Source organism: Streptomyces sp. CA-251247, assembly GCF_050952975.1.
GTDB classification, from domain to species: domain Bacteria; phylum Actinomycetota; class Actinomycetes; order Streptomycetales; family Streptomycetaceae; genus Streptomyces; species Streptomyces achmelvichensis.
This window is the reverse complement of record NZ_CP191862.1, coordinates 26,776-40,867: the sequence shown is the minus strand read 5'-3', so window position 1 is coordinate 40,867 and position 14,092 is coordinate 26,776. Positions and strand designations below refer to the sequence as shown.

Genomic DNA, 14,092 nt, shown 5'->3' with positions numbered 1-14,092 from the left:
CGGGGAACATCGACGTCTTTCGAGACGATGGGGCACGGACGTCGTGTCTCCGCTCGCCATTCACGAAGTGACGCTTCGAGTGCCATCGCGCTTCAGTTGCGCGACCAGAGCCATCGAGCGGCACGGGTTCGGTGACCGGCTGGAAGAAGGTCACACCGCCGGACTAGCAGTTCGGTCCGCGCGTCCGCTCCTGCTGTGCGGGGCGTGCGGTGTATGCCGGGAAAGTGAGGATTGATCCCCCGGTGGTGCCGATGGCCGCGCAGGCCCTCGCCCGGTTGCCCGCGCCCGGTGCCGTGCCCGGCGGCATGGTGTTCGAGCCCAAGTACGACGGCTATCGGCTACTGGTCTTCGCCCATGGGGGCGATGTCTTCTTGCAGTCCCGGAACCTGCGGGATCTCACCGGCGCGTTCCCCGAGATCGCGGACGCGGCCGCGGCCCTGGGTGAGGACGTCGTCCTGGACGGCGAGGTCGTCATCCACACCTGCGGGCGCCTCGACTTCTCCGCGCTGCAGCACCGACTGAACCGGCGCCCAGCGACCACTGCTCGGCTGGCCGTTGAGCAGCCGGCGCACTTCATCGCCTTCGACCTGCTGGAGCATGCGGGGGTCGACATGCTCACCTGGCCCTACGTCGAACGCCGGGCCGCGTTGGAGTCCCTGTTCCAGGGCCACGATCTGCATGCGCCGTGGCAGCTGACGCCCACGACGGAGGACCGGGCCTTGGCGGAGCAGTGGCTGACGGAGTGGGGCGGTCTCGGGGTGGAAGGCGTGGTGGCGAAGGGCGCCCAGCAGCCGTACCTGGCGGGGCGGCGTGGATGGTTCAAGATCCGCTCCCGGGACACCGCGGAGGCGGTCGTGGGTGCGGTCACCGGACCGGTCACTCGCCCGAACGCGCTTCTCCTCGGCCGCTACACCCGCGGCGGCCGGCTGCGGCTCGTCGCCCGCAGCGCGCCACTGCCGCTCGCACTGCGGGACGAGATCGGCCCCCTCCTCACGCCTGCTGGCCCGGGACATCCCTGGTGGGGGATGCGGCTGACCGTCACCTGGGGCAGCCGCGAGCCCTTGTCCTTCACCTGCGTCGCTCCGGAGCTTGTCGTCGAGTTCCTCGGGGACACCGCCGTCGACTCCGGCCGCTGGCGCCATTCCGTGCGAGCGCAGCGGACGCGCACCGACCTCACTCCGGAGGACATCTCCACCCTCGACTGATCCGCGTGCCGCTCGCCCCGCAAATCGAACACGTGTTGTAATTCAGGTATGGCGCGAACCGTGTTTCCCGACGACCTGGTGCAGGCCCAGAAGGACTGGGACCGCACGTATGCGGCGCTCGCCGCCCCGCGGCAGCGGAGCACCACGGTGCTGCGCCGCCGACTGCTGCGGCTCTCCGCGCGCCTGGTCTGTCATCCGTTCTGGTCGACGGCGGCGGGCCGGTCGCCGGCCGCCCGGGTGGAACTGCACCAGGTCGCCCGCGACCGTGAGCACGGAGAGGAGACATCGCCGTGATGGATCACCTGAGCGCACGGCAGGAGCGGATCCTCGGCTGCATCCGCGCGCGGATCGCCGAGACCGGCGAGGGCCCGAGCATCCGGCAGATCGGGCAGCTGGTCGGACTGTCGTCCACCTCGTCCGTGGCCTACCAGCTCGGACGGCTCGAAGAGGGCGGGCTGATCAGTCGAAGCACCAGCAGCTGGCGCTCGGTCCGCCTCGGAACCTGACCTCGCTCAGGAGCACCAGCGTGTCCGAACCACTCCCTCCCCCGCCGCCCTCACCGCTGGAGCTGCTCTACTTCCTGCGCCGCGTCCAGGTCCAGCAACTCGCGACGACCGACCGGTGGATCAAAGACGCCGAGGCGCGCCAAGCCGCGCTCGCCGCCCGCCGGCCGCCACCCCCGCCGCCGGACTGGGTGCTGGAACACAGCGGCAAGGACAAGACACCCATGTACGTCCACGCCGGCCCCTGCAACACCCGACTCCGCACCCGCCAGGTGATCACCGCCCAAGAGGCTCGACGCTTGATCACCGATGGCGTCCGCGCTTGCGTGCTGTGCCGCCCCGACACCGAACTCGGCATCGTTGGCTAACCAGCCGCCGTCGCCAGTGCCCACCGCCGATCCACTTCACCGCTCGGCCTGGGCGCTGCTTCTACGGCACTATCCACAGCACTGTCGAATTCTCGCCGGCGGTGGCGAGGAGACGCCCGTCGGGCGAGAACGTCACCGCAAGAGCCGTGCCGGTGTGGCCGGTGAGGGGGTCGCCGACAGGCTGCCGCGTAACCGGATCCCACAGCCGCACCACTCCGTGGTCGCCGGCGGTGGCGAGGAGGTGCCCGTCGGGCGAGAACGCCATCGCCCAGACCGCGTCGTCGGGGCCGGTGAGGGGGTCGCCGACAGGCTGCCGGGTGGCCAAGTCCCACAGCCGCACCATTCCCTCGTCGTTGGCGGTGGCGAGGAGGTGCCCGTCGGGCGAGAACGCCACCGCAAGAACCGCGCCGGTGTGGCCGGTGAGGGGGTCGCCGACAGGCTGCCGCGTAACCGGATCCCACAACCGCACCACTCCCTCACCGCCAGCAGTGGCCAGGAGATGCCCGTCGGGCGAGAACGCCACCACGTTGACCGTGCCGGTGTGCCCGGAGAGGGGGTCGCCGACAGGCTGCCGCGTAACCGGATCCCACAGCCACACCCTTCCGTCCTTGCCATCAGCGGCGAGGAGACGCCCGTCGGGCGAGAACGCCACCGCAAGAATCGTGTCGTCGTGACCGTGGCCGGTGAGGGGGTCGCCGACAGGCTGCCGGGTAGCCGGGTCCCACAGCCGCACCACTCCGTGGTCGCCGGCGGTGGCGAGGAGACGCCCGTCGGGCGAGAACGCCACCGCCCAAACCGTGCCGGTGTGGCCGGAGAGGGAGTCGCCGACAGGCTGCCGCGTAACCGGATCCCACAGCCGCACCACTCCCTCGTCGTTGGCGGTGGCCAGGAGACGCCCATCGGCCGAAAAGGCGACAGCGGTACCCCCGTTCGGGAGCGCAGGCAGCGGGATCGCATGACCTTGGTCCAAAGCTGATAGGAGAGCTCTGGTCCCAACCAGGCCTAACTTGTCGTTCAGTGCATTCAGCGGCCCTCGCGCGCTGTACAGCGTCACCGCTCCGTCCTTGCCAGCAGTGGCGAGAAGGTGCCCGTCGGGCGAGAACCCGATGCCGATGGTTCCGCCGGTGTGGCCGGTGAGGGGGTCGCCGACGGGCCGCCGGGTCGCCGCGTCCCACAACCGCACCGTTCCGTCGATGCCAGCGGTGGCGAGGAGGCCCCCATCGGGCGAGAACGCCACCGCGTAGACCGCGCCGGTGTGGCCGGTGAGGGGGTTGCCGACGGGCCGCCGGGTGGCCGGGTCCCACAACCGCACCGTTCCGTCCTGGCCGACGGCGGCAAGGAGACGCCCGTCGGGCGAGAACACCAACGCAAGAACCGCGCCGGTGTGGCCGGTGAGGGGGTCGCCGACGGGCCGCCGGGTCGCCACGTCCCACAACCGCACCGTTCCGTCGATGCCAGCGGTGGCGAGGAGACGCCCGTCGGGCGAGAACGCCACCGCGTAGACCGTGCCGGTGTGGCCGGTGAGGGGGTCGCCGACAGGCCGCCGGGTCGCCGGGTCCCACAACCGCACCGTTCCCTCCTCGCCGACGGCGGCGAGGAGACGCCCGTCGGGCGAGAACGCCACCGCGTAGACCGTGCCGTCGGGGTTGGTGAGGGGGTCGCCGACGGGCCGCCGGGTCGCCGGGTCCCACAGCCACACTGTTCCTTCGCCGCCATCAGCGGCGAGGAGACGCCCGTCGGGCGAGAACACCAACGTCCAGACATCATCGTCGGGGCCGGTGAGAGGGTCGCCGACGGGCCGCCGGGTCGCCGGGTCCCACAACCGCACCATCCCGTCCTCGCCAGCGGCGGCAAGGAGACGACCATCGGGCGAGAACGCCACCGCGTAGACCGTGCCGGTGTGCGCAACGAAACGACTGGTAACAGTGAAGGGGTCTGCTTGCAGCAGGCCCGACCGGTGGGCCTCGTCGATGGGTGGGGACTCAAGGACCGGCCCTGAGACGAGAGGTAGGGAGGAGGTCAGGCTTTCCGCTTCCGCAGCAACAGCTGAACTGTCGGCTAGGCGACGGGAGTCGAGTCGCGGAGCAGTGGTGGCACCGTTCGAGGAGCGTTGTGCCTCAAGCCTTTTCCACCTGCTTTGCCAGGCGTCCACCACAGGTGTGCCATAAGGGGGAACCGCCTTCCCATCGAACTGGCCGTATACGTCGTGTGCGAGCAGGATGCGGACCAGCGCCATGAGAAAGTCCAGGCGGGGCAGCCGCTTGCCCTTGAAGATGTCACTCTGCGTCCCCAAAGGCAGAGCCCGCATGCCTTGGGTCTGATCCGCGCGGCTGGCGATGTCCCTCAGTGCTGGATTTCCGCGCTCCAGGCGGAGCTGGCGCAACTGTTCGGCGAACTCCGCCAACTGTTGCTCATAGGCCGCGTCCTGCTGCGGCCCATCGCTTCCGATGTTCGTGGCGTAGTCCATGTGCGTCCCCCGGCGTGCTGCGCGAGCGACCAGGCTAGAGCCAGAGGTATGGAACAGTACGGAACTTGCAGGAACAGGACGGAACACTCTCGGAATGATCGGATACGTTCCGCCCGTCTCGGCCTTTGTACGGCCCCGTTTCGACGCGATCTATCTCTCATGGGTGCGTTCTGTTTGTGCAGGTCAGAGCCCTTGCGGTGGTCGAGTAGATGGCATGACGACGAACTCGCAGAACTCGACCCCCGACCCGTCCGCTTCCCACAGCGCCGTCTCAGACTCCGGCCAGCCGTTCATGACGATGCACACCGTGGTCGTTCTCCTGACCGCGATGTTCATTGGCGCCATCGCCGGAGGACTCACCTACCTCACAGCGGTCCCTGTAGCGGGTGCCGTCCTCGCCGGCCTGACCGCCGCCGGAGCCAGCGTTCCTGTACTGCGTTCCCTCATCCACTGAACCGCCGCGTTCCACCCCGTGCCGGTTGTCCCCCAGGCTGTTCTCGAAGGACAACCGGCAGCTGCCTTCCGCACGGCACCGTCGATCGGGCCTCGGGATCGAACGGCACCCCTCCAAGGCAGTGCTGCCGCGATTGGCGTGCCGTCCAGAAAACGATCGATTGTTGGACAATGGCGCCCGGACATCGACACGCCCCGCCAGAGTCGACTTCTGGTGTCCAATAAGGGTGTTCAACAACTAAGGGCGTCCAGAAACGCGGCAGAGCCCTTTTCTGTACGGTGCCGTGCATGACGAATACCGCTGAGTGGGCGGACGCTGACAGCCCGCTAGAAGCCTTCCCCACCAACTTGTCCGGGGCCCGGGTCGGGTACGGCCGGGTCTCCACGAAAGGCCAACTGCTCGATCGGCAGATCTCGGCACTGACAGCGGCCGGCTGCACGCGGGTCTTCACCGACAAGAAGTCCGGCAAGAACGCGGAGCGCGAGGAACTGTGGAAGTGCCTCGACTATCTCCGGCCCGGTGACACGCTCGTAGTGCCCTCGCTCGATCGCTTGGGTCGCTCGATCCAAGACCTGATCTCCATCGTGGCCGGACTCCGCAAGCGCGGGATCGGCTTCCAGTCCCTACACGAGTCCCTCGACACCACCACGCCCGGCGGGCGCCTCGTCTTCCACGTCTTTGCCGCGCTCGCCGAGTTCATCCGCGAACTCATCGTGCAGGGCACCCACGAGGGCCTGGCTGCGGCACGGGCCCGGGGCGAGCGGATCGGCCGGCCGCCCGCCATGAGAGAGGAACAGGTGCGGCACGCCCGTGCCCTGCTCGCGCAGCCAGACAACACGATCACCTCGATCGCGAAGCTTCTCGGTGTCTCCCGTACGACGCTGTACAAGTACGTGCCCGAACTGAGGGTGGGCCGTGACGCACTCGTGCCAGGCGACCGGGGCCCGGCCCTACCAGGACCCCGGTGACCGCAGCTGCGACCGATGCCCTCGGCTCACCGGACACGTGTGAGGGCCCGGAGCGATGCTCCGGGCCCTCACACGGCGGGACCACAGGGGAGGGGGACGAGGGGCACAACCCCGTCTGCTCCCCTCCGCCATCCGTCATTCGCCTCCTATGGCGGGGACGGCGAACCTTCGGACTACTTGAACCGTGGTGACGCTAAGTCAGCTGCAGTCCCTAGGGCGGGAGTAGGGATACCTCCCGTCCCGCCTTCAACATCAGCTGCTCTGCTTCAACGATAGACGGATCAGCCGGAGAAGCGCCAGCCTCTTCTTCACCTATCGACCAGGTAACCCCCCACCTTTGTGCCCTGGGTGACAGGTTCTTACCCAGTTCAGGGGGTACCTTCGTAGCGGGTAGCAGGTACCTTAGAACCCGGCACTACGTAACTAAGAATTACTTATGGCTACTAACTCTACGAAGGGCGACCGGGTGCAAGCGAAAAGTGGGTCTGTCCAGACGAAGCGCTCCCCGTCGAACGAGGCACTGCGAGCGGCGGGGAACGCTGCCAACTACGGGCGGAACAAGGCTCAGTTGCGCTACAGCTTCGTCCAACGCGTCCACCCTGACGATCCGCCCCCTCCGCTGGCTCGGATGCTTCGGGGCGGCCGGGGAGGCCAGGTTCGGCTGAAGCTGTTCCTGAGCTACCTATGGATGCAGAAGGAAGACTCGGCCCAGGGCCTCACCTTCACGAACCGGGCCTGGGCCACCTTGCTTGACCTTCGTGACCCGGCAACGGCTGGCGCCCGGCGGATCAGTGACGCACAGGCATGGCTGGTGGAGAACCAGTTCATCGAGATCGTGTCTCAGTTGGGGCGCCCCAACCAGGTCGTGGTCCTGGATGAGAGCGGTGACGGCAAGCCCTACGTGGCGCCTGGGGCTGCAGCCCGCAAGGAGGCGACCGAGAGCGCATTTGGGGCCGTCCTCCACCGCTATGTCCAGATCCCACGGGCTTTCTGGATTAACGGGTACCTCACCGTGCTCTCCGGGGCGGGCGTCGCGATGTTCCTCGCACTGCTGTGTGAACGCGGTCCTGCGGCGAACGACGAGGCACTGTGGTTCAGCCCCAAGGATGCAGAACGCCGCTTCGCACTCAGCGAGGACACACGCAGCAAAGGCCTCCGAGAACTTGCGGAGGCCGGACTCGTCCGCACAAAGCGGCGCCCCATCAACCCTGCCGATTTCGAGGTGGTCCACGTCCGCAACGTCCACTACCTCGATCTCGACCGCCTCAATGAGACGGCCGTGATCAAACCGGTCCAGCGCCGCGTGGTGCGCGTACCAAAAAAACGCGCGGCAGCTGATTGAGGTGTGCTGCTGGCACGGTGCCGGCCAGCGTTGGCTGGCGGCGCTGGCCACGTCCACGCGGTGTACGCCGCGGAGCATCGCCGTGAGCATGGGGAACCGGAGCCGACGACGAGCCTGGCAGGTGTCCCGACGGCTCTGGGGGCGCCGTTCCCTGCGGGAGCCGGCTGGCCATCAGGACGAGCTGCTGACCAGTCGGAGGGCTGGCCGGTCTTCCTCAAAACCGAACATGCGCCGCACCTGGGCTGCACTCCAAGCCAACTCGTGAGCCAGTTCAGTAATTGTCAGCCCGTGGTCGCAGGCGAGGGCGAAGGCCTGGGACAGCAGCGAGGGCTGTTCGCCGGGATAGCCAGCCAGGGGTTCCGGAGCGAAACCGGGTTGCCCCTGCAGGCCGTGCAGCCGCTGGTAGGCGCGGCTGGCCGAGGAGTCCGACAGGAGGCCGAGTTCTCGGCAGCGGTACAACAGGGAGTGCACCGAGACGCCCCAACCGTCGCGGAGCTGCGAGAGCTTGTGCAGGTCCGCCCGTGCGGGCAGTTCGGGCAGGATCGATTCGCGGGGGGTGAGGAACTCGGCTGCGAAGGTGTCGGCCTCGCGTTCCTGGGTGATGTCACCGGGATTGGTGTCGCCGTGCAGGATCAGGTGGCCCAGCTCGTGGGCGGCGCTGAAGCGGTGCCGGTAGACGTCGTCGGTCCGGTTGGGCGTCAGTACGATCAACGGGCGCGGGAGGCGCGAGGTGGAGAAGGCGTCGACGGAGCGCAGGTCCTCGTCGCGCTGCGGGGTGACCACCACGATGCCGTGCGCTTCCAGGCGCCGGACCAGGTGAGCGATAGGCCCGGTGCCCAGCCCCCACGCGACTCGCAGGGCTCGGGCGGCGGAGGCAGGTTCGCTGGGCAGATCGGTGCCCGGGTGCACCTCGCCGCCGGCGAAGCCGGGGAGGTCGACCACGGGGAGCTGGACACGCTTCTCGAGTGCGTAGGTCAGCTCCCAGACCTGTTCGGTGAACGCGACGGCTTTGGCGCGCTGGTAGGCCCGGGTGCCGCGCAGACTGCGGAAGTGCGCGGCCGAGGGGTCCAGCCGCGCGTGGGGCCGCCCCGCCAGGAAGTACGTCAGCGGTACATCCAAAATCTTGGCCAGGCGCGGCAGCAGGTCGGGGCGCGGCCGGTTGGTGCCCATCTCGTACTGGCTCACCGCAGCAGGGGTCACCCCCAGCTCGTCGGCCAGCCGCCTCTTCGTCATCCCGATGAGGCTGCGGGCTTGGGCCAGCCGGGCGGGGTCGAAGAGCTCGTGCACGGCAGCCGGGGACGGTTGACCCCGGTCGGCGCGGCCCTTACCGGAGCCGCCGCGGCTGCCGGGGGCGGTGAACAGCGGTGGTTGGGTGTTCTTACTCATCGCCGTCTTCTATGTCGGAAATGGTTGGTTCCTGTTCGGCGGACGGACGCTTGGCGACCTCGAAGCGGTGCGTGACGCCCAGAACAGGCAGGTCTCCCCCGGTGAAGCCCTTTTCGCGGGGGACAGTGATACCCGCATCGCGCAGGTCATCGCGGGAGTCGCTGGAATCCTGCTCGGCGGTGGCGATGCTCATGTCGATCGGCTCCGGGGTCCACACCATGGCGCCGTCGTCCTCCAGCGACGTCGGCGTACCCCACCAGGCGGCCAGGACCTTGTCGCTGTCGGCGTTGGCAGCGTACGCGACGTAGATCACCGTCAGTTGCTCCGCCTCGGCCGCCGCGGCGGCCTCGGCCACCGAGGGGTCCGCCGCCGGCTCGGTGGTCTCGGAATCGCTGTCGAACAGCGTCGGTGGAGGTTGCGCAGGGCCTACCCCGTTGTCGCGGGAGACCTGGTGGGGAAGCTTCGTGCTCAGCTTTGCGCGGGAGATCGGTTCCTTCAGCGAGTCGGCATGCCGAAAGGGGATCAGCACTCGCCCGTTGACGACCGCCAGGCTGTACGACGCCCCTTTGGGCTTGCGGGCCTCATAGCCGGTGAGTTCGGCCAGCTCGAACTGCTTGACGACCTGTCCGTAGCGCGTGGCCCACATGCTGCCGTAGGCGCGCTTGTCCTCGGCCCCCGCCTTCTGGGCCGCCACCTGTACCTCGTAGGCGGTTTGTTGACCACGTGCCAGACCCTTAACCACATGCCGTATCACCTCCGCGGCGTGATCACCGAACTGCTCAACGGCCCACTGCGACGGCGTGATTTCACCAGCCACGATCCCCCCAGGGAACTAGTCACTTACCGAATCGACATCAACGTAGCACCCTGACTTAATTTATAGCCACGGTTTGCCCGATCGGTCTGGCGGCGGGCGCGGCTTGGTTCCAGGAGCGGCAGGCAGGTCGACCTGCCGTCGCGCCGTGCAATCCAAGATGGGCTGGCGCAACGGCCGTCCGATCGCTAAGCGGAATGCTCGCAACCGTGAATGGCTGTACCGATGTTCCCCACGGCCGATCACGCACGCGGGTCGGGGTCCGGGGCTTGGTCACCCCTGCTATCGCTGGTGAACCACAGGATCCGAACCATGTCCGCCGCTGCCCTTCGTCGGGCTGGCTTCTTCCCGTAAACCGCTGTGAGCGACAGCAGGACGATCAGGAGCAGGTAGAGCAGCGCGACCGCGAGCAGAGCCCATACCAACAGCGGAACTCGGGCGAGGAACGGCAGAAGCGCCGACACAGCGACCCCCATCAAAGTGCAGCAATCTCCGCACTGACGGGGCGGCTTACCGCAGCACAGGTAGCCGACCGCGATTGTCGGTCAGCTCCTACGGAACCGCCGCGTTTGTCGGTCGGTCCCCGCCCCTCATGAAGCAGTGAAGAGGCATGCTGCGTACTCTCCGGCGGTCATGATCCACCAGCCGAGCGGTCTCGGTCGAGAGCTATCCCAAGGATCCCACACCACGAGCACGGCTCCTCAGGGGCCGCGTCACGGTTATCGGCATAACTGTGACATCGAGGCGACCCTATCGGGCCCTCAGCAGCTGGTGCTGAAGGTGCGTCAGTGGCGGACGCCGGACGCCGGACATCGGTGCCCGATCCGGGGTTCAGGAGCGGAGCACCGACGCGAGGTAGCGCGCTACGAAATCTAATTTCGGCTTCGAGGGGGATGACACCCACCTTCTTACATATAGGGGTGCACTAAGACCTCACAGTACGAGATGGGATTTTGCCTGTGTCCTCCATAGCCACCTCCGCGCTCACCGCGCCCGCGTTCGCTACCTCGCCGCGCCTCCCCGCAGAAGAACGGGCCGCCGCACAGCGGGCCGCAGACCGGGTGTTGTACGAGCAACTGCAGATGGATGGGTTCGAGGGCCCCCGCTTCGACATGTTCAAGGATCGTCTTTGGATGTACGGGTGGAAGGTGCTGCGCGCCTGGATGCGGGACGGGACAATCATCGAGCGGTGCCGTGAGCGCAAGATCTACTTCCCCGCGCCATACACCGAGGTCGAGGAGATGATGCGCCGGGACGATATACGGCAGGACATCGCCATCGACTGCTTGGGCCGGGCCGTCCCCGTCTTCCTGGCCGACTCCTTGCAAGAGTGGAAGCCTGAAGGCGGACGGAGCCTGAACAGCTTCTTCCTGCACCTCGCCCTGTACTTCTACCGGGACGCTTACCGCCAGTGGGCTGGCAGCCACCGGCAGCGGATGCGCGAGATCCTCGGGCCTGATGCGATTTCGGTGTACGACTCCGAATGCGAGGAGTGGTTACGGGTCCCCGTGCCCAGCCCCGAGGAACAGACCGTTCTGCAGGAGACTCTGGACACCATCCTGGCCCAGGCATCGATGGAGGAGCGGGCGGTGTGCAAGGCGATACTCACCACCGGAGCCACCCAGGAGGAGATCGCGAAGCAGCTCGGGACCACGCGGAAGTCGGTCGAGCGGCGCCTGAGCAAGGTCCGGCAGCGTGCCCGGAAGCTCGCGGCGGAAGGTGTCATCATGACCCCCTCGATCAGCTCGGCGGTGACCCGGTGACCGGTCCCCTCGATCTGCGGGTTCTCGTCCTTCTCCTAGTCGGGGCCGTCACGGCATACATCGCGTACACGCACCCTGACGTCGGGGTCGCCCTGCTCGTCGCCGCCGGAGTAGTGACCCCGGTGTACCTGATGCTGGGTTCTGACCAGAATGGAGGCCCTCCAGCGCGTTGACGCAAGCTGGGCCGCTGGACTTCGTCCAGACTGTTACCAGTCAGGCAGCGGTTCCTCATTAACGCGGCCGCCGGCGCCCAGGCTCCGCCGTGAGCTCGGGGGCGTCGCCTCACGCATCCCGAGCACTCCGCGAGCGCGCATCTCTTCCAGGTCGGGGAGGTTCACCCCGGGCAGGGAGTCGAGAAGGTCAGCCTGGGAGGCGCGGATGCTCTGCGCGGCCTGAGGGCCGGGGCCAAGGTTGCGGCGGGAGGTCACGTGATCATCGTACGGGCGGGCCCGGAAGATACCTCGTGTCCTGTTCGGTGCCGCGTCGTTGAGCTGGACACCCCCGAACACGGAGCCTCCGGTGATGTAGCCCCGGAGGCTCCGTGCTGTGCGCCGGACGGGTGGCGACTCCCTGGGCGGTACCGTTCTGACGAAGCGACAGAGAGCGCCCGGGGACTCCTGTCTCCGCGGCCACACGGACAGAGGGGGAGGCGCGGATGAGCCTTAAGGGAAAGTTCTACCTGTTGCTCGCGCTCATCGTGGTCGGTGTGCTGATCGGCTTGGGCAACCCGCCGACTTCCTGAACTGCGCTATTTACGGGCCCTGTCGCCGCGGTTGTCCTGGCGGGGTACATCGGAGCGCGTGGGCCGGCTGGCGTGGGCGCTCATGCCCCCAGCCGCCGATGACGTCTGCTTCGCTGGCTGGCTCTGGCTCGGGCGGGAGACGGAGTCTCGCTCTGCATGGGTGCTGATGCCCTGCCGCATCGTGGCAACGGGTCGGGTGACGAGGGCTGCCGACTGCTTGCTGGCCGGGTCGTAGCTGTCGCGGCGGGCGGCCACGATGTCGTCGCCCATGCCCGGGATCATCCGGAACAGCATGGCGCTGGCGAAGATGGCGATCACGATGATGGCCAGTCCACTGATGATCGCGGCCGCCGGTTTGGTGTTCGGCTCACCGCCGGAGAGCGCGGAGGCGAGCATCAGCACGATGACGATGATCGGCTTCACCAGAATGATGGCCACCATCATCCCGACCCATCGACGGACACGGCCCCACAGGTCCCGGTCCACCAATCCCGCGTAAACGACGGTGCCCAGCACAGCGCCGACATAGAGCAGGGCGCTTCGCACCACCAGCTCCAGCCACACGACTCCGGCGGCCAGGATCGATACCCCCGCGAGGATGATGCGGACGATCGGTCCGCCACTGCCCTCGCCGCTGTCTTCCTTGCGGAGGGCGGCAGAGAACGCCTCGAAGAACTTCGCTCCGGCCTCTCCGCCGGCGAGCGCATCGGTGATGCTGTCGACCGCCGTCACCACGGTGTAGAGCACCAGGGGAGTGAAGGCGGATGCAACGACGGTCAGCCACAGCAGACCGATCGCGTCGCCCAGGGCCCGGGTCAGCGGCACGCCACGTACGGCGCGCTTAGCGATGGCCCACAGCCACAGAAGGATCGTCAGGAACGCGGACGCGGCAAACACGATCGCGTAGGTCTTCACGAAGCTGCCGTTGGTGAAGTCGACGTCACCGGTCACCTTGACCGCAGCTGACAGCTGATCCACTGTCCATGCGGCACCCTTGGCGAATCCGTCCGCCAGAGCTTGCAGGGGGTCGAGCGCGTCGGTGGGGTCATCGAGCGCGGGCCCTCCTCCCCCGCCTCCGCCCCCTTCGCCGTCTTCGCAGTACTCCCGAGCCAGCCCCTTGATCAGATCGCACTTGTCTTCTGTGGGCGAGGGAGAAGGCGTCGGGGCGGCGAGGGCGCTCGATGCTGTGATCAGCATCATGGCGGCACCAGCAACGGCAGAGACACAAGCGCGGGCCGCAGTACGTGCGGACACATCAACTCCCAGGCGATGGAACGGAATACGAGGGTCGCACGCAGTACCGGCGCCTGGCACCCACCTGCCCAGATAAACAGATAGTCCAGCTATCGTTCGCCCTGCCAGAGATCATGCGGGAGGGGCGCAACGGATGGACGCGAGCGACGGATACACCTGGATCGAGCGGCGGCTACATCCGCCCAGGTCTTCTCCGCCTCGGTCATCTCGCCCTCGCCGTGCCCTCATGGCCGCTGCCGGAATCGTCGTCGTCTTGCTCGGCGCTCTCGCCCTGGCCGGCCGCGGCGGTAGCAAAGGAGCAGAGCAGACTCCTGCTGCGGTCCCTGACCGCGCCGCGTCTGCCGTGGCGGTGCGCAATGAGCGGGGGGCGGCGGGGGCGGCCGCGCGGTATGCGGCGACTCTCGGGGGTGAGTCGATGTTCACCCCGGACGCCCGGCACGCGATCGTGGATTCGATCGCGGCGCCGGCGGCGCGGGGCGAGCTGCAGGCGGCGCTCGATGCCGACTACACCGCGGCGTTCAACGAACGGATCGGCCTGGATGCCGCAGGACGGCCGCCGCTGGGCAGCACGTTCGTCAGCCGGACGATGCCAGCCGGGACGACAGTGCAGGCGCACCAGGACGACACGGCGACCGTGGCGGTCTGGTGCTCGGGGCTCTTCGGAGTGACGGGTCAGGGCTCGAAAGCTCCGGTGACCACCAGCTGGTTCACCATGACCATCACGCTGGCGTGGTCCGCAGACGGCTGGAAGCTCGCCAAGTTCACGCAGGAAGACGGGCCGGAACCATCACGCGGGCAGTTCGGGCAGGCGCCTCCGCTGTAGGGG

Annotated in this window: 13 protein-coding genes; 9 read left to right on the top strand and 4 right to left on the bottom strand. The window is 67.8% G+C overall.

Annotated elements, in window-relative coordinates:
- Nucleotides 1-224 precede the first annotated feature (224 nt).
- The 4 genes from ACQPWZ_RS36760 to ACQPWZ_RS36745 are packed head-to-tail and all read left to right on the top strand — an operon-like array spanning nucleotide 225 to nucleotide 2,076.
- The gene (locus ACQPWZ_RS36760) at nucleotides 225-1,205 is read left to right on the top strand and encodes an RNA ligase family protein (RefSeq protein WP_433573957.1); all 981 of its coding nucleotides are present in this window, start codon (nucleotides 225-227) and stop codon (nucleotides 1,203-1,205) included.
- Between the two features lie 48 nt (nucleotides 1,206-1,253).
- Entirely contained in the window at nucleotides 1,254-1,499 is a 246-nt protein-coding gene (locus ACQPWZ_RS36755; protein WP_433573956.1) for a hypothetical protein, read from the top strand.
- Nucleotides 1,499-1,711 carry a LexA family protein gene (locus ACQPWZ_RS36750; RefSeq protein ID WP_433573955.1) on the top strand — a complete coding sequence of 71 codons (213 nt, stop codon included), beginning with the start codon at nucleotides 1,499-1,501 and terminating at the stop codon, nucleotides 1,709-1,711. Before ACQPWZ_RS36755 ends, ACQPWZ_RS36750 begins: the two co-directional genes overlap by 1 nt.
- A 20-nt stretch (nucleotides 1,712-1,731) precedes the next feature.
- The gene (locus ACQPWZ_RS36745) at nucleotides 1,732-2,076 is read left to right on the top strand and encodes a DUF6233 domain-containing protein (protein WP_433573954.1); all 345 of its coding nucleotides are present in this window, start codon (nucleotides 1,732-1,734) and stop codon (nucleotides 2,074-2,076) included.
- Nucleotides 2,077-2,137: 61 nt separating this feature from the next.
- Here the strand turns inward: ACQPWZ_RS36745 and ACQPWZ_RS36740 are convergent, their stop codons facing one another.
- Nucleotides 2,138-4,312, bottom strand: a complete 2,175-nt coding sequence (locus ACQPWZ_RS36740; RefSeq protein ID WP_433573981.1) for a WD40 repeat domain-containing protein — start codon at nucleotides 4,310-4,312, stop codon at nucleotides 2,138-2,140.
- Between the two features lie 445 nt (nucleotides 4,313-4,757).
- Here ACQPWZ_RS36740 and ACQPWZ_RS36735 point away from each other — a divergent pair, with 445 nt between their 5' ends.
- The 3 genes from ACQPWZ_RS36735 (at nucleotide 4,758) to ACQPWZ_RS36725 (ending at nucleotide 7,307) form a co-directional block, all read left to right on the top strand.
- Nucleotides 4,758-4,997, top strand: coding sequence for a hypothetical protein (locus ACQPWZ_RS36735; RefSeq protein WP_433573953.1), 240 nt, complete (start codon nucleotides 4,758-4,760; stop codon nucleotides 4,995-4,997).
- 287 nt (nucleotides 4,998-5,284) lie between these two features.
- Entirely contained in the window at nucleotides 5,285-5,965 is a 681-nt protein-coding gene (locus ACQPWZ_RS36730; RefSeq protein WP_433573952.1) for a recombinase family protein, read from the top strand.
- Nucleotides 5,966-6,653: 688 nt separating this feature from the next.
- Complete coding sequence (locus ACQPWZ_RS36725; RefSeq protein WP_433573951.1) at nucleotides 6,654-7,307, top strand: hypothetical protein; 654 nt, start codon at nucleotides 6,654-6,656, stop codon at nucleotides 7,305-7,307.
- 171 nt (nucleotides 7,308-7,478) lie between these two features.
- Here the strand turns inward: ACQPWZ_RS36725 and ACQPWZ_RS36720 are convergent, their stop codons facing one another.
- Together ACQPWZ_RS36720 and ACQPWZ_RS36715 are read right to left on the bottom strand one after the other, a co-directional pair.
- Nucleotides 7,479-8,594, bottom strand: a complete 1,116-nt coding sequence (locus ACQPWZ_RS36720; protein WP_433573980.1) for a helix-turn-helix domain-containing protein — start codon at nucleotides 8,592-8,594, stop codon at nucleotides 7,479-7,481.
- Between the two features lie 91 nt (nucleotides 8,595-8,685).
- Entirely contained in the window at nucleotides 8,686-9,510 is an 825-nt protein-coding gene (locus ACQPWZ_RS36715; RefSeq protein WP_433573950.1) for a hypothetical protein, read from the bottom strand.
- 956 nt (nucleotides 9,511-10,466) lie between these two features.
- On the opposite strand from ACQPWZ_RS36715, the gene ACQPWZ_RS36710 reads away from it, so the two are divergent.
- On the top strand, nucleotides 10,467-11,270 hold the full coding sequence (locus ACQPWZ_RS36710; protein WP_433573949.1) for a hypothetical protein: 804 nt from the start codon (nucleotides 10,467-10,469) through the stop codon (nucleotides 11,268-11,270).
- 748 nt (nucleotides 11,271-12,018) lie between these two features.
- On the opposite strand, the gene ACQPWZ_RS36705 is transcribed toward ACQPWZ_RS36710, so the two are convergent.
- A complete protein-coding gene (locus ACQPWZ_RS36705; protein WP_433573948.1) occupies nucleotides 12,019-13,212 on the bottom strand; it encodes a hypothetical protein in 1,194 nt (397 codons plus the stop codon).
- A 469-nt stretch (nucleotides 13,213-13,681) separates the two neighbouring features.
- Here ACQPWZ_RS36705 and ACQPWZ_RS36700 point away from each other — a divergent pair, with 469 nt between their 5' ends.
- Nucleotides 13,682-14,089 carry a hypothetical protein gene (locus ACQPWZ_RS36700; protein WP_433573947.1) on the top strand — a complete coding sequence of 136 codons (408 nt, stop codon included), beginning with the start codon at nucleotides 13,682-13,684 and terminating at the stop codon, nucleotides 14,087-14,089.
- Nucleotides 14,090-14,092: the final 3 nt, after the last annotated feature.

What these genes read in the sequence shown, in the direction of transcription:
- ACQPWZ_RS36755 (WP_433573956.1), top strand. Translation starts at nt 1,254, where the DNA reads ATGGCGCGAACCGTGTTTCCCGACGACCTGGTGCAGGCCCAGAAGGAC.
- ACQPWZ_RS36750 (WP_433573955.1), top strand. Translation starts at nt 1,499, where the DNA reads ATGGATCACCTGAGCGCACGGCAGGAGCGGATCCTCGGCTGCATCCGC.
- ACQPWZ_RS36740 (WP_433573981.1), bottom strand. Translation starts at nt 4,312, where the DNA reads ATGGCGCTGGTCCGCATCCTGCTCGCACACGACGTATACGGCCAGTTC.
- ACQPWZ_RS36735 (WP_433573953.1), top strand. Translation starts at nt 4,758, where the DNA reads ATGACGACGAACTCGCAGAACTCGACCCCCGACCCGTCCGCTTCCCAC.
- ACQPWZ_RS36730 (WP_433573952.1), top strand. Translation starts at nt 5,285, where the DNA reads ATGACGAATACCGCTGAGTGGGCGGACGCTGACAGCCCGCTAGAAGCC.
- ACQPWZ_RS36725 (WP_433573951.1), top strand. Translation starts at nt 6,654, where the DNA reads ATGCAGAAGGAAGACTCGGCCCAGGGCCTCACCTTCACGAACCGGGCC.
- ACQPWZ_RS36705 (WP_433573948.1), bottom strand. Translation starts at nt 13,212, where the DNA reads ATGATGCTGATCACAGCATCGAGCGCCCTCGCCGCCCCGACGCCTTCT.
- ACQPWZ_RS36700 (WP_433573947.1), top strand. Translation starts at nt 13,682, where the DNA reads ATGTTCACCCCGGACGCCCGGCACGCGATCGTGGATTCGATCGCGGCG.